The organism is Plesiomonas sp. PI-19 (genome assembly GCF_021368255.1).
In the GTDB taxonomy this organism is placed as follows: Bacteria; Pseudomonadota; Gammaproteobacteria; order Enterobacterales; family CAMTGL01; genus Plesiomonas; species Plesiomonas shigelloides.
Genome location: NZ_JAJNMQ010000001.1, coordinates 1,148,537 through 1,167,781, shown reverse-complemented (window position 1 = coordinate 1,167,781; position 19,245 = coordinate 1,148,537). Strand labels below are relative to the sequence as shown.

15 protein-coding genes and 8 tRNA genes are annotated in these 19,245 nt (G+C 49.1%); 9 read left to right on the top strand and 14 right to left on the bottom strand.

Features of this window, described 5'->3' with window-relative positions; genetic code table 11:
• Positions 1-430: 430 nt before the first annotated feature.
• Complete coding sequence (nagK, locus tag LQ901_RS05315) at positions 431-1,342, bottom strand: N-acetylglucosamine kinase (RefSeq protein ID WP_010863810.1); 912 nt, start codon at positions 1,340-1,342, stop codon at positions 431-433.
• A 338-nt stretch (positions 1,343-1,680) separates the two neighbouring features.
• On the opposite strand from nagK, the gene ribA reads away from it, so the two are divergent.
• Positions 1,681-2,271, top strand: coding sequence for a GTP cyclohydrolase II (ribA, locus tag LQ901_RS05310; protein WP_010863811.1), 591 nt, complete (start codon positions 1,681-1,683; stop codon positions 2,269-2,271).
• A gap of 332 nt (positions 2,272-2,603) precedes the next feature.
• Positions 2,604-2,792 (top strand): hypothetical protein, encoded by a 189-nt coding sequence (locus LQ901_RS05305; RefSeq protein ID WP_010863812.1) that lies wholly within the window; start codon positions 2,604-2,606, stop codon positions 2,790-2,792.
• A gap of 409 nt (positions 2,793-3,201) precedes the next feature.
• On the opposite strand, the gene LQ901_RS05300 is transcribed toward LQ901_RS05305, so the two are convergent.
• The 8 genes from LQ901_RS05300 to LQ901_RS05265 all read right to left on the bottom strand — a co-directional run bounded on the left by LQ901_RS05300 (position 3,202) and on the right by LQ901_RS05265 (position 4,083).
• A tRNA-Met gene (locus LQ901_RS05300) sits at positions 3,202-3,278 on the bottom strand.
• 49 nt (positions 3,279-3,327) lie between these two features.
• Positions 3,328-3,404 (bottom strand) — tRNA-Met (locus tag LQ901_RS05295).
• Between the two features lie 49 nt (positions 3,405-3,453).
• Positions 3,454-3,530: transfer RNA gene (locus LQ901_RS05290), tRNA-Met, on the bottom strand.
• Between the two features lie 44 nt (positions 3,531-3,574).
• A tRNA-Met gene (locus LQ901_RS05285) sits at positions 3,575-3,651 on the bottom strand.
• Between the two features lie 49 nt (positions 3,652-3,700).
• Positions 3,701-3,777: transfer RNA gene (locus LQ901_RS05280), tRNA-Met, on the bottom strand.
• Positions 3,778-3,824: 47 nt separating this feature from the next.
• Positions 3,825-3,901: transfer RNA gene (locus LQ901_RS05275), tRNA-Met, on the bottom strand.
• 28 nt (positions 3,902-3,929) lie between these two features.
• A tRNA-Cys gene (locus LQ901_RS05270) sits at positions 3,930-4,003 on the bottom strand.
• 4 nt (positions 4,004-4,007) lie between these two features.
• A tRNA-Gly gene (locus LQ901_RS05265) sits at positions 4,008-4,083 on the bottom strand.
• Between the two features lie 368 nt (positions 4,084-4,451).
• On the opposite strand from LQ901_RS05265, the gene LQ901_RS05260 reads away from it, so the two are divergent.
• Together LQ901_RS05260 and pfkB are read left to right on the top strand one after the other, a co-directional pair.
• Entirely contained in the window at positions 4,452-5,441 is a 990-nt protein-coding gene (locus LQ901_RS05260; RefSeq protein WP_082935524.1) for a VirK/YbjX family protein, read from the top strand.
• A gap of 170 nt (positions 5,442-5,611) precedes the next feature.
• The gene (gene pfkB / locus LQ901_RS05255) at positions 5,612-6,544 is read left to right on the top strand and encodes a 1-phosphofructokinase (protein WP_064977831.1); all 933 of its coding nucleotides are present in this window, start codon (positions 5,612-5,614) and stop codon (positions 6,542-6,544) included.
• 170 nt (positions 6,545-6,714) lie between these two features.
• Here pfkB and LQ901_RS05250 read toward each other — a convergent pair whose 3' ends face one another.
• Positions 6,715-8,370, bottom strand: coding sequence for an ATP-dependent endonuclease (locus LQ901_RS05250; RefSeq protein ID WP_064977832.1), 1,656 nt, complete (start codon positions 8,368-8,370; stop codon positions 6,715-6,717).
• Between the two features lie 229 nt (positions 8,371-8,599).
• Here LQ901_RS05250 and LQ901_RS05245 point away from each other — a divergent pair, with 229 nt between their 5' ends.
• The 3 genes from LQ901_RS05245 to hcr all read left to right on the top strand — a co-directional run bounded on the left by LQ901_RS05245 (position 8,600) and on the right by hcr (position 12,725).
• Positions 8,600-9,499: a lysine exporter LysO family protein gene (locus LQ901_RS05245; RefSeq protein ID WP_064977833.1), complete on the top strand. Its 900-nt coding sequence runs from the start codon at positions 8,600-8,602 to the stop codon at positions 9,497-9,499.
• A 328-nt stretch (positions 9,500-9,827) separates the two neighbouring features.
• Positions 9,828-11,486 (top strand): hydroxylamine reductase, encoded by a 1,659-nt coding sequence (gene hcp / locus LQ901_RS05240; protein WP_010863823.1) that lies wholly within the window; start codon positions 9,828-9,830, stop codon positions 11,484-11,486.
• 114 nt (positions 11,487-11,600) lie between these two features.
• Positions 11,601-12,725 (top strand): NADH oxidoreductase, encoded by a 1,125-nt coding sequence (hcr, locus tag LQ901_RS05235; protein WP_255698156.1) that lies wholly within the window; start codon positions 11,601-11,603, stop codon positions 12,723-12,725.
• A 165-nt stretch (positions 12,726-12,890) separates the two neighbouring features.
• Here hcr and kch read toward each other — a convergent pair whose 3' ends face one another.
• The 4 genes from kch to LQ901_RS05215 all read right to left on the bottom strand — a co-directional run bounded on the left by kch (position 12,891) and on the right by LQ901_RS05215 (position 16,917).
• Positions 12,891-14,156 (bottom strand): voltage-gated potassium channel protein, encoded by a 1,266-nt coding sequence (gene kch, locus LQ901_RS05230; protein WP_071849712.1) that lies wholly within the window; start codon positions 14,154-14,156, stop codon positions 12,891-12,893.
• A 185-nt stretch (positions 14,157-14,341) separates the two neighbouring features.
• The gene (locus LQ901_RS05225) at positions 14,342-14,794 is read right to left on the bottom strand and encodes a nuclear transport factor 2 family protein (RefSeq protein WP_064977836.1); all 453 of its coding nucleotides are present in this window, start codon (positions 14,792-14,794) and stop codon (positions 14,342-14,344) included.
• 165 nt (positions 14,795-14,959) lie between these two features.
• Entirely contained in the window at positions 14,960-16,210 is a 1,251-nt protein-coding gene (locus LQ901_RS05220) for a uracil-xanthine permease family protein (RefSeq protein WP_039044817.1), read from the bottom strand.
• Between the two features lie 365 nt (positions 16,211-16,575).
• Positions 16,576-16,917, bottom strand: a complete 342-nt coding sequence (locus LQ901_RS05215; RefSeq protein WP_170919720.1) for a Grx4 family monothiol glutaredoxin — start codon at positions 16,915-16,917, stop codon at positions 16,576-16,578.
• A gap of 399 nt (positions 16,918-17,316) precedes the next feature.
• Between LQ901_RS05215 and sodB the strand changes: the two genes are divergently transcribed.
• Together sodB and aphA are read left to right on the top strand one after the other, a co-directional pair.
• Complete coding sequence (sodB, locus tag LQ901_RS05210) at positions 17,317-17,898, top strand: superoxide dismutase [Fe] (RefSeq protein WP_010863829.1); 582 nt, start codon at positions 17,317-17,319, stop codon at positions 17,896-17,898.
• Between the two features lie 288 nt (positions 17,899-18,186).
• Complete coding sequence (gene aphA / locus LQ901_RS05205; protein ID WP_010863830.1) at positions 18,187-18,903, top strand: acid phosphatase AphA; 717 nt, start codon at positions 18,187-18,189, stop codon at positions 18,901-18,903.
• Positions 18,904-19,245 lie beyond the last annotated feature (342 nt).

Below are 19,245 nucleotides of genomic sequence, written 5' to 3'. Positions count from 1 at the left end.
TGCGTGTCACCGCATTCCCCGCGGCCAAGATTACAAGACGAACGACGCTGACATTGAAACTGCCAGAGATGCCGCCGCCGACGGACGCGTGTTGTCATCAGGTGTGTCATTTACATTCAGTACCACGAGTATCTTGCGTGCCGTTTGTTGTTCTACCATCAAGATGCGCAAACCACGGCCGCAATAAGTAGAGCTATTACCATGTCACTGTTAGGGATAAAAATAAAGTTCGCCTTTAGTCCATAATAAATCTGCACACACTCGGTAACCCATCCGCAGACAAAGAAAAACCCGAACACACACCAAGGTCAGTATTCGGGTTTGAGTCGTGCGAAAAACGGCCAAGCCGCAACGATATTTACACAGAACGTGTAGTTCTGCTGACGTTACCGATGTAATGCCAAGCTCGTCGCTTACCGTGACTACGCTATTAGGCCAAATTTAAGAAAGCGGCCCCGCGCACGCCCCCCGCGTCACCGTGACGTGCTTTAATGATTTTTGGCAACTTAGCCACATGCAACAGGTGCGCTGGTAAACGCTTTGGCAACTCTTGGTAAATTAGCTCAAAATTAGACAAACCGCCGCCTAGCACCACCACATGTGGGTCAAGGCAGGTAAAGATGTTCGCCAAGCAAATCGCCAACAGCTCCATGAACCGCTCAACGTGCTGCACGGCGCGGCGCTCACCTTGTTCATAGTGAGCTATGATTTCAGGGGCAGACAGTTTTTCTGAGAAATAGTGGTCATACAGCTGCTCAAAACCGCGCCCAGACAGGTAGTTGTCAATACAACCGCTGTTTTTACAGCCGCACGGGAAAATCGGCGCATTTTCCATACCGAGCAATTTCAATGCATCGTATGGCAAACGGGTATGCCCAATTTCACCCGCAATATTGGCGCGACCAGAGTGCACCTTGCCATTGAAAATCAACCCGCCCCCAACTCCGGTACCCAAAATCAGTCCCAATACGGACGGCTCACCGCGCAGATCTTCATCCCACGCTTCGGATAATGCGAAGCAGTTGGCATCATTTTCAATTTTTACCGGACGCTGCAAGCGCTCTTCCAGATCGCGTTGCAGAGTGTGCCCCATCGCCGCCGGAATATTGGAGGTAAGAAGCTTACCGGTTTCGACATCCGCAATCCCTGGGATCCCAATTCCAACCGTACCTTTGACGCCAAACTCGGCATCAGCATTGTTCACCAGCGTCACAATAGCGTCCAGAAAAGCGGCATAGCTTTCGGTTGGCGTTGCCACGCGCTCACGCGCAACCCGTACCAAATCTGCATCAAAAGCGCCAAACTCAATTTTGGTGCCGCCGATATCAAAGCCGTAATACATTGCTCCACTCCCTTTTTTACACAGCATTGTATGCGCTGCTGCCGTCCGTGTTTGTTAGCGGTTTACGGCATATCCCCTGAAAAAATGCAACGCATGATCCATTAATAATCAATAGGTTAATTATTGCATAAAATCTGATTATCTTACGTAAGAAACTCACTGCAACATCCAATATCATGCTCTGTTTCGCAATTTATTCCATGCCCTGCGTAGAAGAGAAAGTCAGGGTATGGCATGCCGCACAGGATCTTTGAGAATCTTCAGGACGTTACATTAAATGCTGGTCAAGCACCGCAACTGACAGTAGGATCTAAAAGATAATATTGCAGGAGTCCAACATGAAGTTAAAACGGGTGGCGGAAGCCGTATTACCGACGCCTTGGGGCGATTTTCAGATGATTGGCTTTGAAGAGCTGGCAACCGGCAAAGATCATCTGGCACTGGTTTTCGGTGACATTTCGGGTGATGAGCCAGTTCTGGCCCGTGTGCACTCCGAATGTCTGACGGGCGATGCGCTGTTCAGTTTGCGTTGCGATTGTGGTTTTCAGCTGCACGCCGCTCTAACACAAATTGCCGAAGCCGGACGTGGCGTTCTGATTTATCACCGTCAGGAAGGCCGTGGCATTGGTCTGCTGAATAAAGTGCGCGCGTATGCACTGCAAGATCAAGGAGCCGACACGGTAGAAGCCAACCATCAACTCGGCTTCGCTGCTGATGAGCGTGACTTCACGTTATGCGCCGATATGTTTACCCTGTTGGGTGTACAGCATGTGCGTTTGCTGACCAATAATCCGAAGAAAGTGAATATCCTCACTGAAACCGGTATTGATATTGTTGAGCGAGTTCCGCTGCTGGTGGGGAAAAACCCGAAAAACGAACACTATCTGGCGACCAAAGCCCTGAAAATGGGTCATATGCTCGATCGCTAATACCGCCTATCCTGCTGCAGGATAATGTTTTATTACTATACGCTATGTTATTTACACTGGCTCTCAGCGAACATAGCGGTTATCCTGCATCGGCAGCAGCACGTTTTGTCAAAATCACCTCAGCGTATCATCGCGTTCTCAACCGTGAACCTGAGATGAGTAGCATTGGCACTATTTGAATACGTAAACCCCTTACGAAATGTCGTCGTGCTGCACCGCTTAACGCTATACACATGCATTGCTAGGCATCACGAGATATCGATTGTTATAGCTGCATTTTGCCCTTTTCTTTTCGACTTTCAGACACCATCATGCGGGTGTGAGACTAATTTATGACAGCTAAGTTTTTGATACTGTTATTTATTTTTTTCTGTTTTCTGCTGATAGCCAATATAGTGCAACGCAAAAAAAAGAAACAAGACTTGATCCGGAAAATGCGTATGAAACAGCAAATGCGCCAAGATCAACTCAATGAGCAAAAGCGAAAATGGGATCGGATGATGGGGCGTGAAAAGCGCTGATCACGGTAGGATCATTCGTGCATTGCCTTCCGTCACTTTCGTCATAAGCGAAAAGTAATCTCGCAGTGACGGATGATCCACTCGACTATTCTCAAACAAATACTAAAGTGACAGACAGTTCGATTTAAACCAAAGCACAAATGATAGCTGATTGTTGTTTGTTATACAGCAATATCCATGCATTAAGAAATCACAATAACTTATCTCGAAGGGAAGTCTCGCAGACAAGCAACCTCCTTGCAGCTCTCTTACTTTTCTCTTCTCCATTTGTTCTCTATCCACAGGCTTAGCGATCTTGGCGATAAACGAAAATTTCGCATCTTTACACGAAAGACACCTTATTAGCCTCGCAGGATATACGAAAAACAAATACAAAAAAGCCCACTGAGTTTTCAGTGGGCTTTAAATGTGGTTGCGGGAGCTGGATTTGAACCAACGACCTTCGGGTTATGAGCCCGACGAGCTACCAAACTGCTCCATCCCGCGCCAAATTCTTTCTTTTTCTTGTCTATCACCCATCGGTGACGCATAAAACTGGTTGCGGGAGCTGGATTTGAACCAACGACCTTCGGGTTATGAGCCCGACGAGCTACCAAGCTGCTCCATCCCGCGCCAAATTCTTTCTTTTTCTTGTCTGCCACCCATCGGTGGCACATAAAACTGGTTGCGGGGGCTGGATTTGAACCAACGACCTTCGGGTTATGAGCCCGACGAGCTACCAAACTGCTCCACCCCGCGACAGATTCTTTCTTCGCGTGTCACCCATCGGTGACTGATAAAATTGGTTGCGGGAGCTGGATTTGAACCAACGACCTTCGGGTTATGAGCCCGACGAGCTACCAAACTGCTCCATCCCGCGCCAAATTCTTTCTTTTTCTTGTCTGTCACCCATCAGTGACACATAAAACTGGTTGCGGGGGCTGGATTTGAACCAACGACCTTCGGGTTATGAGCCCGACGAGCTACCAAACTGCTCCACCCCGCGACAGATTCTTTCTTCGCGACAAACCGCTAGTGCGTTTTGTTTAAAACTGGTTGCGGGAGCTGGATTTGAACCAACGACCTTCGGGTTATGAGCCCGACGAGCTACCAAGCTGCTCCATCCCGCGACTGATGTAAAACTATGATGAGAGAAATTGGAGGCGCGTTCCGGAGTCGAACCGGACTAGGCGGATTTGCAATCCGCTACATAACCGCTTTGTTAACGCGCCTTTTTGGAGCGGGAAACGAGACTCGAACTCGCGACCCCGACCTTGGCAAGGTCGTGCTCTACCAACTGAGCTATTCCCGCATATCGCTTTCAATTACCACTTTTTATTTTCCCTTTAACATCAAAACGTTATGTTTTCATGTCCCCGGGAACGGATGCAGATACTACCTGATTCCTGCGTTATGTCAACACCCGAAACCAGAATTAACGGCCATCTGGCTGACATTCATGCACAATGTGCAGTTTTCAAGCAAAAAAGTCTAGAAGAGCGGTAAAAATCACATTAATCGTGTTTTGTGACGACTTTTATCTCTTTCTATACCGCTATCGCATGCGGTGTCTATCTGATTGTTCAGATATGCAACAAACCTCAGTTCAGTTGTCCTACCGTTTAGGTGACAGCGCGTATATATGGCGCCATTGTTCCACGGCTATACGACAGAGACGTTATGAACCACCTGCTTTTTTCACCTGAACTTTGCCCTTCCCTACGTAATACTGATACCCCAATAACGTCTGCCGGTGTGCGGATGCTGTTTAACCTCAGTAGTGGTCGCCTGACTCAGCAAGGTTGTTTGCATCATCCTAAAAATCGGATCAAGTTTTTCCTGCGCTCATTGCTCACCTTTCCGTGGACGCTACGCTGGCTGAGTACGATTGGCCAAACCGATGCGCTGTGCTCGTTGGCGCAAAAAGAGCCGTCGGTTGCCTTACGTTTGCATCGCCCTTACTTAAGCCGAGGCTTGAATCTGAGCCAGCGCCTAAATTTACTCAGCCAGCACTATCAACTGCTGCTAAATCATCTGCCAAGTGATGTGGTACAAGCGTGCTTGTCCAATGAGGGTTTTACGCTGGCAGAGCTGGAAGGCAAATCAGGGGAGTTTTATCCGGTACAGATCTCCGCGCTGCACTCATTTGATAAAGAAGGCGAGCTATCTTTACGCTTATACAACCCGCAGGGACAAGTACTAGTCACCGTCACCTTCAATTTGATTGAGCTGGAAGGTCGCCCGGCTATCTATATTGGTGGCTTACAGGGACCGCGCCAAAGTACGCCTCATGAAGTGATCAAAGTCGCAACCAAAGATTTACACGGTTTGTTCCCGAAAAAATTGGCGATTGATGCCCTCGCAGCCTTTGTCATGGCTCTGGATGGTCAGCAAATTATCGCCACCAGCAACCAGACGCATATCTACCGTTCACTGCGCTATCGCAAGACCATTCAAGCGGATTACGACAGTTTCTGGGAAACGTTTGCCGGCGAAGCACTCAACTCCGGCCATTACCGATTGGCACTGCCTCTGCCGCGCAAAGCACTGCAAGATGTGGTGAGTAAAAAACGCGGCGAATATCAGCGCCGTTATGCACTAATAGATCACATGAGTAACGAAATTACTCTAAAAATGCATAATAAATCTGCTATTATCCGCACGCCCTGAGCGCAAGGCTAAAAAAGCGATTGCGCGCATTATAATCAGCTAGTGCTGATTCGGTTCAGCCTGTACTATAATAAAGAACTGAACAACTGGCGGTATTACATTGATTGCGGAACATCAGTGACAGTGCTGTGACGTTGTCACTGATTTTTACTTTTTAGGAGTCATCGCGGATGCAGCGCGTCATTGCGGTAACGTTAAATCCGGCTATCGACCTCACCGGTAACATTGATGAATTACACCCGGGTGAGCTGAATCTGGTTAATGATTTCAGCCGTCACTGTGCGGGCAAAGGGATCAATGTCGCTCGTATTTTGGCCGATCTGGGTGCCGACGTTACAGTCACCGGCTTTCTCGGCAATAACAACCAGATGGGATTTGAGAGCCTGTTTGAGCAAAAAGGACTGAAAGATCAGTTCTTGCGCGTCGACGGCCGAACTCGAGTCAACATTAAGCTGGCTGAAAGTAATACCCGCACAACCGAGATTAACTTTCCCGGCTTCCATGTTGATACGGCCATTCAGCAACGTTTGTTCGATCAGCTGCGCCATCAGGCGGGCCCTGACTCGTTGTTTATCCTCAGTGGCAGCCTGCCACAAGGTGTCGAGCCGTGGTTCTATGCCGAATTGATCCGCGCCCTGCGTGCCAAAGGCGCGACGGTTTACTTCGACTCCAGTTCAGCCGCGCTGACGGAGGGGGTAAAAGCCGGTCCACATTTGATCAAACCGAACCTGAAAGAGCTGTCGCACTGGTGCGGTAAAGAGATCACCACCTTAGAACAAGCTCTGCCATTCGCTCATCAGTTACACCAAAACGGTGTAGCGCAGGTGGTGATTTCGGCCAGCTGTCAGGGGGCGATCACGGTCAGTGGACAAGGCGTCTTCCGTAGCATGCCGCCGAAGGTCAATGTGGTCTCTGAAGTGGGTGCCGGTGATACTTTGGTAGCCGGTCTGGCTTGGGCGGCCATTAAAGGCTGGGATATTGCCCAAGGGCTGCGTTTTGCCACTGCGCTGGCAAGCTGGACGGTTTCCGATCATGGCGTGCATGTTCCGTCTATGGAAGCGCTGGACTATGTGCTGAACAACACGCAAGTCGAATCGCTCTAAGGCTATGCGATCTTAAGATTTAGCGCCTAAGCCGTGCGGAATTATCCATAGACAATCCGTGACCGACGATACAAAACAGGAGACCTGAGGTCTCCTGTTTTATTTTGCGCGCCTTATCTTTTACTTCACGACGTTTTGCCGCTAGTTTTGCCTTACGCAGTGCCTCGCGCTTAACCGGCTCGTCCGCGTGATAACCAAACCACCCGTGAGAACATCTGTCGCAACAGACGTGGCACAGAATCGGCTCCGCGCTGCTCCGCCGCTTCCACAATCGCCAGTGCCAAATCTGGTTTCGAGCTTTTGTGGATCGCTTTATCGATCACTCGCCTTGGAGACATCGGAATGCCCTGTGGAATTTGCGCTACTTGGTGAAAAACGCTAGCAAATCCTTCCCGATATAGATACATCTCCATATCCGACACCGGTAAGAAGGTTAACCGCTCTCGCTCAGTGTCATTGTTACGCAGCGCGCCTCGCACCGTTGCGGCATATTTTTTCCCCGCATCATCACCATCGGTCAGCACGTGCCATTCAATCCCCATCCCGCGGGCAAATTTGATCAGCGGCTTTAAGCCACACTGCGCAAACTCGATGATTTTGATCCCTTCCGAATGGAAATGATAACCAGACAAGCTCGCCAGCTGAGTCAGCAACCACACCTCCGTCTCCCCTTCCACCAACAGCCAACTGCGTGCAAATAAAGAAGCTGCGCGGTTAAAGCAGATATGGAAAGCGATGCGGCGGCTGTCCTCACGACTGAGCATGCCAGGGAATACCCGATACGCTGAAACCTTGTTGGAGTTACGCACTAGGCGGCAAATACGCTCCACCGGCACATAGGAAAGCAGCTCACCCGAGTTGGTGGTAGTCAGACGCTGCAACGGCAATTCAGATAGCACGCCCCATGCCACCGACAACATGATCGGGTGCAATCGGGTTTCTGGATCTTCGATGATCAGCAGTGGCCTTGCCTCTGGCGCAAGCGCGTCGATGCCGCGCGAATGCAGTAAGCTGGCAAACATACCCAAAAACAGCAGACGAATATTGCGATTTTCTGGCCGTTTCGCCAATCCACGCAAAATCTCCAATGATTGCCATGAGTTATGCTGCGTTAAATCAGGAATACGGCGCCGTTTTTGCGGCAAAGGGGCTGAGTCATGAATGGCAAAATAGTGCTCTAACAGTTGGCGCGCGGCCTCCAAGCCTTCACGGATCTCACGGTTGGTAATATTTTCTGGGCATTCACTTAAGCTGTGCGCTAACCGGTCGGTTATCTCAGAAAAACCTTCAAGCGGAACCCCGTTCTCGGTCAACTCCTGCGCCCGATGGCGCACCTGCCGCGCATCGCGTAAACGCAGAACCGGATGCAAGCGGATCAGTTGCCGGATCAGCACATCAATATTAGCCACGTGAATCGAACGCCCTGCAGCATCGATGAAATTGCGCCACGTCGCGACGCTACCGTCTTCGCACCACTCGCCTTCGAGGCGAAAGTGGATCCGGTGCAGGTTATCGACCCCGAGCATACACACTGGGCTAAATAGCTGGTATTTGTCCGCAGACCAATGCCCCACGGTGTGCTCGCAAAAGGTCAGTACAATGTGCAGATGACGCTCTTTGGCCGTCTCTTCTCCCGGCGGGTGATAAAAATCACTGACCTGAAAACGATACAACTCTTGCGCAGGCGAAAGGATCAGGCGCAAGGCATCCAACAAACTGGATTTACCCCATGCGTTTTCCCCGATTAGCACCGTGTTGTCATCCAGCTGCAGTGACAGGCGGTTGATCCCACGAAACCCTACCATCTCAATCCGTTCGAGAAACATCACTCATCCCCATTGCCTGCAATGTAGTTAGCATTATAAGACAGCCTAGCTCGGTCAAGTCTTTTGGTATTTCATCCTGTGGCATCTCACAGATATTGGTAATAATTTGGCGACGTTCCCGCCAAGTGCGTTATAACATGCTATCTCTGACACATTTCTTTACACGAGTAACCGTTTGCTATAGCTTGGTACAGATATGTCTGTCTGATTTATGGTTAAGGGTTAAAGGATGTACTCCGGCCTTCTGATTGTAATTGTTCCGCTGTTAATCGGTTATTTGCTCCCCGTTCGTCATCCGCGTTTTGCCCCTTGGATCAGCAAAGTCTGTGGTTGGATGGTGTACATCATTCTGTTTTTGATGGGCGCCAGTCTCTCTTACTTGGATAATTTGACCAGTAACCTACAGCACATTTTTAGCACCGCTGTGGTCTTTTTTGTCTGCATCTGCGTTATCAATATGCTGGCGCTGTGCATCATGGATAAGCGCTGGGAATGGCGAGTCAAACTGCACCAGCAAAAACTGCCTTCGCGCCTGCGGATGGCGGTTGATTCTTTGCAACTGCTCGGGGTGGTCGCCGGCGGTTTTATTCTCGGTTTGCTGACGCAACCTTTACTGGCCAATGCCGGAAAAGCTAGTGAATATGCGCTGATATTCCTGCTCTGGCTGATCGGCATGCAACTGCGCAACAGTAATATGCCGCTGCGCCAAATCCTGCTTAATCGCCGTGGATTGGTGATTGCTGTAGTGGTGTTTTTCAGTTCATTAGGCGGTGGCGCACTGGCCGCTTGGTTACTGGGTCTACCTTGGAATACCGGTTTAGCGATCGCTTCCGGTTTTGGCTGGTATTCACTATCAGGCATTATGCTGACTGATGCGCTGGGGCCGGTGTTAGGCAGCGCAGCATTCTTTAATGATCTGCTGCGTGAGTTAGTCGCGATTATGCTGATCCCATCGTTGATACGCCGTTATACCTCCACTGCCGTAGGCATTGGTGGCGCTACTGCCATGGACTTCACCCTTCCGGTTATCCAGCGCGCAGGCAGCGTTGATTTAGTGCCCGCCGCGATTGTCAGTGGCTTTTTACTCAGCCTGAGCGCTCCGGTATTAATGGCGCTATTTGCGCTCTAATAATAAACGCCAAATCTACTGACTGAACTTATCAGCATAAACTTCAGGATGCCGTTATCTCTGCAAAATGCAGCAAAGTACAGCGGCTTCCTGAAGTTTACCTCACTCATCCTACCTTCCCTTTCGTTTATCTGCTTGTTTTTTCTTCTTTCTTCGCTTCACTACACTGATTACGCCAACGCTTGGTGATGTTTCACCGCATGCGATTTTTATCGGCTAAATTGATGTACATCAATTGACCATTAAGTTGCATTTGAAATGTAATTTTATTACCCCTATCCTCGCCCAATAAGAAGCATACTAAATACACCTTATAAAGGGGATAGCAATGTACTGCGTACAATGTGAGCAAACTATACGAACTCCAGCCGGCAATGGCTGCTCCTACGCACAGGGTATGTGCGGTAAAACCGCCGAAACCTCTGACCTGCAAGACTTGCTGGTTGCAGTGCTGGAAGGCTTGTCCGCTTGGGCCTTAAAAGCGCGTGAACTGAATATTATTGATGATGCTATCGATGCGTTTGTCCCAAAGGCATTTTTCTCTACCCTGACCAACGTTAACTTCGATTCTGCGCGTATCATCGAATACACCGAACAAGCCATTGCCATGCGTGAAGCATTAGCTGCACGTTGCCGACAGGTTGAACCGAATGCCCATGTTGAGCTGCCCGTTGCCGCAATTACTTTGAGCGATCTGAGCATGCCAGCGCTGCTGGCACAATCCGCTGACTATGCCCTGAACAAAGACAAAGCCGAATGTGGCGATGATATCCACGGCTTGCGCATGCTGTGCCTGTACGGCCTCAAAGGTGCGGCCGCCTATCTGGAGCATGCCCGCGTATTAGAACAACAAGATCGCGCTATTTACGCGCAGTTCCACGCGTTTATGGCGTGGTTAGGCAGCAATCCTACCGATGTCGGGACCCTGCTGGATAACGCCATGGCAATTGGCCGCATGAACTTTGATGTAATGGCGATGCTGGATACCGGTGAAACCGCACTGTACGGCAACCCAGTGCCAACGCAGGTAAACGTGCGTCCGGTAAAAGGCAAAGCGATTTTGATCTCCGGTCACGACCTCAAAGATCTCAAAGCCCTGCTGGAGCAAACCGAAGGCACCGGCATCAATGTGTACACCAACGGTGAAATGCTGCCAGCTCACGGTTATCCCGAGCTAAAAAAATACACTCATCTGGCCGGTAACTACGGTAGTGCTTGGCAAAACCAGCAAGCGGAATTTGCACGCTTCCCAGGCCCTATCATCATGACCTCCAACTGCATTATCGATCCGAATGTGGGTAACTATGCTGATCGTATCTGGACTCGCAGCATTGTCGGCTGGCCAGGTGTACAGCATTTGGAAGGCGAAGATTTCTCTGCCGTGATCGCGCAAGCGCAAGCCATGCCAGGCTTCCTGCATACCGAAATCGAACAGCTGATCACCGTGGGCTTTGGTCGGGAAACCCTGCTCGGTGCAGCCGATACCGTGATCGATATGGTCGCCGCCAAGCAACTGCGTCATGTTTTCTTGGTGGGAGGCTGTGATGGTAGCCGTGGTGAGCGCCATTACTACACCGATTTTGCCCGCGCCGTACCGCAAGATTGCCTGATCATGACGCTGGCATGCGGTAAATATCGCTTCAACACCTTGGATTTCGGCACCATCGGCGCGCTGCCGCGCTTGCTGGATGTCGGTCAGTGTAACGATGCCTACTCCGCCATCATGCTGGCCGTGCGTTTGGCTGAGAAGCTGGGCTGTGGCGTGAACGATCTGCCATTGACGTTGGTACTGTCATGGTTCGAGCAAAAAGCCATTGTGATCTTGCTGACTCTGCTGGCGCTCGGAGTGAAAAATATCTATACCGGCCCAACCGCGCCAGCATTCTTAACCGACAATTTGCTCGCCATTTTGAACGAAAAGTTTGGCATGCGCCCAATCACCACCGTGGAAGCTGACTTAGCCGAGATGCTGCCAACCGCCGGATAACCGTGCGCACAGGCTAGAATAACGGCTTATCTCTCGGCTTTTTCGCCAACGCCTCACAAAGGCCGCAATGCGGCCTTTATCATCTCTTTTGTTCATTTTGCCGGAATTAGTCCCATGACGTTGACTGAAACTCGCGCCCCTACCGCCTCGAACACCCATAATACATCCGCTGCCGATTTCAGCGCCGCAGTACAGGATCTGTGCCACCATCCAATGCAGGTGCTAGATATCCATCAAGAAACCCGAGATGTCTGGACTCTTAGCCTTCAACCAACAACGCCTTATGCCTATCAGCCCGGTCAATATACACTGGTGCGTATTGGCCATGAAAGTCATACCGTTCGCGCATACACCTTGTCTTCTTCGCCTGATGTTTCCACCAATTTAAGTATTACCGTGCGCCGTATTGCGAACGGGCAAGGCTCGACATGGCTTACCAATGAAGTGAACGTCGGAGATACGCTGTGGCTTAGTAATGCCCAAGGTGAGTTTACCTGTGCATCGCACCCTGACAATGCACACTATTTGATGTTGGGAGCCGGTTGCGGGATCACGCCGCTGATGTCAATGGCGCGCTGGCTGTTAGCGTTTCGCCCACAGACGCACATCACGTTGCTGTATCATGCCAGTGATGTTGAAGATCTGATTTTCGCCAACCATTGGCAGCAACTGGCCGCCCGCTTTCCACAGCAACTCACGGTTCATCTACTGGCCCGTCAGCCGTATTGGCCTGATGATCTGCGTTCACGGCTAAATCAAGCTACCTTGGAAATGCTGGTACCGGACATCCATAAGCGGATTGTGATGACTTGCGGCCCTGAGGGCTACATGCAAAGCGCGGTACAACTGGCTAAAACGTTAGGTGTACCGGCGGAGCAGATCCATCAAGAAGCCTTTTTCACTGCAACTGCCAGTGAAGCAGTCACTCTTACAGATAACGAAAACGCCTGTTCTTTTAATGAACACATCGCCGCCCCTAACACGGTGCGTATGCATATTCGCCATGCCTTGCGTGACATCGATGTGCCAGAGGGTACGTCACTCCTTGCCGCCATGGAGCAGCATAATCTACCGGTATTTGCCGCTTGTCGCGCCGGAGTTTGCGGCTCATGCAAAGTGCAAATTATCGAAGGCGAGGTCGACACCACCAGCCAAAGTGGACTGACGCAAGCAGAGATCGAGCAAGGTTATGTATTGGCGTGCAGCTGCCGAATTAGACAGAACATCACTTTGGCCTAAGTGAATATCTTACTGACATCTCACTAAGCCAATAAATAAGCCAAGTTATCCGCAGATTTTCTGCGCGGCACTCACCGTGAGCAAACCACCTTCGAGATCCCGTACAAAAAAACGGCCAACATTGTTGTTGGCCGTTTTCTTACGCAAACAGTAAAAGTATCCGTATTACTTTTTGTCGGATGGCTCACTGCTGGTAGCACTATCGTCACTGTTTTTGTCGCTGTCTTTATCAGTAAAGATACCGTGTCCTGAGTTGAGTAGCATCGAAACCAACATATTATTGTCGATTTCTTCACCGTTTAAGATCCGAGCTAGAATCTCGCTACCAAATAATTGCGGCGACAAAATGATATCTGGCTGAACTTTTTTAATCTTATTCAGGTTTTTGCTGTCACTGACCGCCAATACCGTTTTCACGTCTTTGCTCAAATCTTTGGCTGACAAGACCACAAACGCGTTATCGGCATCATTATCGCTCAAGGCCAAAATCGCTCGGCAGCTATCGATACCGGCTTTTTTCAGCACAGCGCTGTCATTACTGTCACCAGAGATAATATCGAACTTGCCACCTAAACGCTGCTCCAGTTGATTGGCTTCATCCTCCGACAAATTAGTGATAACGGTAACATTTTGACCACGTTGCTTGAGCTGCAAAATAGTATTGATCGCCAAAATGGAATGTCCGCAGACAATAAAGTGATCTTTACGATTCATAGTATGCTTGTTCCCTTTCACTAGTCGGTTCAGCCCTCCACTGATCAGTGGGCCGAAAATAGAAGTCATGGATGTCGCAAATACGGTAATGCCAGAAATGATGACCGAGATGGTAAATAATCGCGCCGCCTCAGATACCGGCACGATATCCCCGTAGCCCACGGTGGTCATGGTCTCTATCGAGAAATAAAATGCCGTCATCAGACTATGAATTTTAGGGTTAAATCCTTCCCCTAAATACAGCGAGCCATAGGTTGAGTAAAACAACAAAGTCGCAAAACTGATGAAGGCAAAAATACTACCGGCAGTAGCACTGCTATGGGAAAAATCTTTACGCAGTAAAACCAGCACCAGAATAGAAAAAATACAAAATCCGATACTGAATTTTAAATAAGGATAAAAATGAATAGTGTAGATCAGCGTGATCAATAGCAGAATAATACTAATAGCCCACGCAAGTTTGGCCCGAAATAGCAAACCTAACGAGTTCAGGACGAGGAATACCCCCAACATAAACAGCGGGGCATTTGCCAATAATGACAAATTCAAACCAGAGAAGGCATGGATATGGAAAATATCCAGCAGATTGACCGACATGCCATAGATGGTTTTAAAAATCAGCAACCCATTCAGCAACACGGCCAATGCCGCAATGTCATGCCGAACGGCCATCCACAAATTTACCGTTGTTCGTTTAAATACAGCCCAGTGACTCACTGATACCTCTGCAACCACAAATACTGTTTATCAATTTCTCGCCGATTCAGCACCGATCTGACTCGCCCGATGCCCGAAGCATGCGCGTTATACTAGATGAGGTTATCCGCAGCAATCAAAAGCTTTTCACTGGATTATGTAACGATTAATCACAAAATCATAGCTAACATTGAGGTCTAAATCCGTCAGTCATTACGGTTAAAACCCGCAATTTTCCCCTTCATATAATGCACTACACGGCTGATCAGCGGGATATGCTCATATAACATGGCTCCCATGTCATAGTAGTTACGCTGAAAAATGATCCGTTCGCCTTCCAATCGCAAGTGTGAAGCTCCTTCCACGGAAATATCATCCCCTTGCTCCAAATTGGCATGGGCGTAACTGAGCTCCCAGAGGATAAACACATCATTATCACTGCTAAAGGCACGAATAACTTTTACGCGGTGATAATAGGTTTGCTCAATGATGCGAAAAAAATAGACCTGCAGCTCTTGTACGCTGTAGATTTGCTGTACTGGGTCCATAAACACCACATCATCGGCATACAAATCAGGGAAATGCGCGATTTTCTCGGCAGTCAGTTCGGCATACGCGGCGCTGAATTTATCAATCATGGCTTGATGTTGCGCTAACATTCTCCCCTCCTGTTGATAACATCACCGTTAAAAGTATATGCCATCTCCCGCCAAGTGCCGTTAACCGCCAGACAAATCGCTCACCATACACAATAAAAACCACGCAATAAAAAACCGCCTCATGGGCGGCTTTTTATCTGACTCGTTTTGATTTATACCATCAGCTTACTTCACTTCCTCAATAGAGGAGTTATCCGAGCCTTCGGTATTCACTTGATGCGGTAAAATCAGGTTCAGTAACACCGCCACCAGCGATGCCAGACCTACACCTGCCAGCGCAAAGCTGCCGATTTTCAGCTCCAGCGAGCCAATACCGATCGTCAAGGTAATTGCTACGATGGCGATATTGCGGGAAGCGCCTAAATCCACTTTCGCATCAACCAGCGTTTTCAAACCAATTGCCGCGATAGAGCCGAACAGCAGCAGCATGATCCCGCCCATCACAGGCATCGGGATTGAGGTCAGCAGCGCATTGAACTTACCGAAGAATGCCAAGATGATGGCAAAAATCGCCGCCCACGTCATGGTACGCACATTGAAGTTACGGGTGATCATCACTGCACCAGTCACTTCCGCATAGGTGGTCACTGGTGGGCCACCAATCAGACCAGCAAAGCATACGCCCAAACCATCACCAAACAGCGTGCGGTGCAAGCCCGGAGTCTTGGTGTAATCCTTACCGGTTACGCCACCAATCGCCATGACGCCACCGATATGCTCGATACAAGGCGCAATCGCCACCGGTAACATGAAGAGCGCCGCCGCCCAGTTCACTTCCGGCGTAATAAAGGTTGGCACCGCCAACCATGCCGCGGATTGCAGACCGGTGAAATCCACCATGCCAGAGAATGATGCTACGGAATACCCCACCACGACACCGGATAAAATCGGCAGTAAGCGCAGCCAGCCTTTACAAAAGACTGCAGTAACCAGCGTGGTCGCCAGCGATACGCCAGCCAGCGCCAGTGCAGTATCCAACGGGATGATCTGCTCACCGTTCACACGGCCCATCGCCATGTTACAGGCCACTTGCGCCACTGATAGACCGATAACCATGATCACAGGCCCAATCACTACTGGCGGCAACAAGCGGTGCACAAAGCCCACCCCTTTGGAGCGGATAATGCCAGCAAACAGGAAGTACATCAGGCCGGCCATGCACAGGCCAAACATAGTGGATGGCACACCCCAGGTTTGGGTGGCATAGATAATCGGGGCAATAAAGGCAAAACTCGATCCCAGAAAGATCGGCACTTGATTACGCGTTGATAACTGAAATAACAGTGTTCCCACGCCGGCGCCCAACAGGGCCATTGAAGGGTTCAATCCCGTCAACAGAGGAACGAGCACCATAGCACCGAAGGCGACAAACAGAATTTGCAACCCGGCAATACTTTGCTTTATCTGGGAGAACATGCGGATCCTTAGCAACAACAATATAAGGCAATAACGTGACTTAACCCTCGGGGGTTACCGAGTGGATAAATCCGGATCCTGCTTGTAAAACGGTGTGATAGGAATAAAGGGTGCGAAAGGAATATCTCGATACCCAGTAAGGCACAAAACTCGCGATAGATCGCTCATTACACCTTACCGTGTTTCAGGATGTTACAGAGAAAACATCCACCGACACTCAATATCAGCAACACACAAGCATCGAGAATCAGATACTACTCGATTCAGCGGCAAATGGCAAACGTTTGCAGCAAAATAGAAAAAAACGGCACCTTGTAAGGCACCGTTTCCATAAAAATCGTGCTCATCACGACATACAGGCGTTTTTATTCTGCGCTGTCGTCTTTGTACTTCGCTGCGGTTTCTTTAATCAACGCTTGCAGTTCGCCCTTTTGCGCCATCTCCAGCATGATGTCGCAACCGCCAACCAATTCGCCTTCAACCCACAGCTGTGGGAAGGTTGGCCAGTTAGCAAATTTTGGCAATTCAGCACGAATATCTGGGTTTTGCAGGATATCAACGTAAGCAAAACGCTCACCACAAGCCATCAGCGCTTGCACGGCTTGGGCAGAAAAACCACAGCTCGGTAATTTTGGCGAGCCTTTCATGTACAAAATGATTGGGTTTTCAGCCAGTTGTTGCTTAATCTTTTCAATAGTTTCCATGATGCTCACTTCCGCATTGGTGTTCTGTTGGCTTGATTCTACCGACTCTGCGGCAAAATAAAAAATCACATATTTTGTGTGGTTTTGGAACAAACATCTGCTGTACACCGCAATAACACACTGATATATCAACCAGATGCATATTTATTCCACTGAACTCACTATGCATCCAGCTGCAGCACACTCTGGCAGTACCTTGTGCATAAAACCGGCGTATCGTCCGGATAACAGCAGATGATACACAGAAATTTAGTCTGCAGCCTTTTAATATAGAAAAAACTTGCTAAAATCCCAAACCATAACAGTTCAACAACAGCAAGCTGTGTCCAATCATCGCCAATAGGATGATTAGAGGAAGCAATTAAACCGGGCAAAGACCCAACAATAACGGAGATAACGGCAATGTCTTTTGAATTACCTGCACTGCCATATGCAAAAAATGCACTGGAACCACACCTGTCAGCTGAAACGCTGGAGTATCACTACGGTAAGCACCACAACACCTACGTGGTTAACCTGAACAATCTGGTTCCTGGCACTGAGTTCGAAGGCAAGTCTCTGGAAGATATCGTTAAAACCTCTTCCGGCCCGATCTTTAACAACGCCGCTCAAGTCTGGAACCACACTTTCTACTGGAACTGCCTGGCACCACAAGCGGGTGGCGAGCCTACCGGCGCACTGGCTGATGCAATCAATCAAGCATTCGGCTCTTTTGACGCGTTCAAAACTCAGTTCAACGACGCAGCAGTGAAGAACTTCGGCTCTGGCTGGACTTGGCTGGTGAAGAAAGCTGACGGCTCTCTGGCAATCGTGAACACCTCTAACGCTGGCTGCCCACTGACTGAAGGTCACACTCCACTGCTGACTGTGGACGTGTGGGAGCACGCTTACTACATCGATTACCGCAACGTACGTCCTAACTACCTGAATGGTTTCTGGGCGCTGGTAAACTGGAACTTCGTCGCTAAAAATCTGGCCGCGTAAGATCTTCGGCTCATCATCGGTGCCCGTCATATGCACCGAGAGCACGTAGACCTCGTTATCCCCTGCTCAGGCGGGGGATTTTTATATCCCACATCCAGCCTCACCTAGCCCAAATACAGGTTGTTTTTCTTCGTTTACACCATCCAACTCCGCAATCAGCAACGCTTTCCCTGAAAATATTTCACTCTGTAACAACCTGCGCAACATCACACTTTATCGTCATACATATCCCTATCATGCCCCTGCTTTTTAAAAACATCTTACCGATAAAGGGATATAACAATAAAAATGCGTAAATTGACATTACTTGCCAGCGCATTGGCGCTGAGCTTCTCGCTAAATACTGCCGTACACGCCGCTGAAACCGCCACCACCGCGCCGCTCTACAGCGGTGTCACCGTGGCCGAGCTGGCGCAAGAAAAACCCATTCATTGGGTCTCCGTAGAACAAATCGAACACAGCCTCAAAGGCAAAGCGCCGATGGCGGTAGGTTTTGATATTGATGATACCGTGCTGTTTTCCAGCCCTGGATTTTATCGCGGTAAGCAAATGTTCTCCCCTGATAGCTATGCTTACCTGAAAAACCCACAATTCTGGGAAAAAATGAATAACGGTTGGGATGAATTCAGCATTCCGAAGAAAGTGGGACATGACTTAATTGCGATGCACTTAAAACGTGGTGATCATATCTATTTCATCACCGGTCGCGATCAAACTAAAACCGAAACCGTGACCAAAACGCTGCAAAAAGATTTTGCGATCCCCGATAACGCATTAAATCCAGTTATTTTTGCCGGTGACAAACCAGGCCAAAATACCAAAATCAGCTGGATGAAAGCCAAAGACATCAAAATCTATTACGGTGACTCTGATGGCGATATCAAAGCTGCCATTGCGACTAATGCGCGCGGGATCCGTTTACTGAGAGCGTCTAACTCCACTTACCAGCCGCTGCCGCAAGCCGGCGCCATGGGCGAAGAGGTGATCATTAACTCGCAATATTAATTCAGATAATTTACCGCATCCTCATTCAAGCACGTAGGTGATCCGCTGCCCATCGCGGATCATCTACACCCATCAGTGTAAAGCGTTTTATTGCTCTTACTGTGTTGTACTTCTCTCTCGTGCTCTCTTTTTTATCGTTACTATTCTGTGCTTCTCTTTTCTGCGCTTATCTTTTGATGGCTCATCCCCGCATTTTCAAATAACGCCAGATATCTGACTTTCCTTACCTAAAAATGCCAGATTACTGACTAAGCGTAACTTAACCTACCGCACAGTTATGAAAAAAAGTGCATTAGAGGTTTGACCCACATCGCTGCACTTACGATTATGTCGCACAAAATT

Coding starts and splice junctions, on each gene's coding strand:
- hcr (WP_255698156.1), top strand. CDS start 11,601: ATGACGTTGACTGAAACTCGCGCCCCTACCGCCTCGAACACCCATAAT.
- nagK (WP_010863810.1), bottom strand. CDS start 1,342: ATGTATTACGGCTTTGATATCGGCGGCACCAAAATTGAGTTTGGCGCT.
- LQ901_RS05260 (WP_082935524.1), top strand. CDS start 4,452: ATGAACCACCTGCTTTTTTCACCTGAACTTTGCCCTTCCCTACGTAAT.
- LQ901_RS05245 (WP_064977833.1), top strand. CDS start 8,600: ATGTACTCCGGCCTTCTGATTGTAATTGTTCCGCTGTTAATCGGTTAT.
- aphA (WP_010863830.1), top strand. CDS start 18,187: ATGCGTAAATTGACATTACTTGCCAGCGCATTGGCGCTGAGCTTCTCG.
- hcp (WP_010863823.1), top strand. CDS start 9,828: ATGTACTGCGTACAATGTGAGCAAACTATACGAACTCCAGCCGGCAAT.
- LQ901_RS05225 (WP_064977836.1), bottom strand. CDS start 14,794: ATGTTAGCGCAACATCAAGCCATGATTGATAAATTCAGCGCCGCGTAT.
- LQ901_RS05250 (WP_064977832.1), bottom strand. CDS start 8,370: ATGTTTCTCGAACGGATTGAGATGGTAGGGTTTCGTGGGATCAACCGC.
- LQ901_RS05220 (WP_039044817.1), bottom strand. CDS start 16,210: ATGTTCTCCCAGATAAAGCAAAGTATTGCCGGGTTGCAAATTCTGTTT.
- ribA (WP_010863811.1), top strand. CDS start 1,681: ATGAAGTTAAAACGGGTGGCGGAAGCCGTATTACCGACGCCTTGGGGC.
- sodB (WP_010863829.1), top strand. CDS start 17,317: ATGTCTTTTGAATTACCTGCACTGCCATATGCAAAAAATGCACTGGAA.
- LQ901_RS05305 (WP_010863812.1), top strand. CDS start 2,604: ATGACAGCTAAGTTTTTGATACTGTTATTTATTTTTTTCTGTTTTCTG.
- pfkB (WP_064977831.1), top strand. CDS start 5,612: ATGCAGCGCGTCATTGCGGTAACGTTAAATCCGGCTATCGACCTCACC.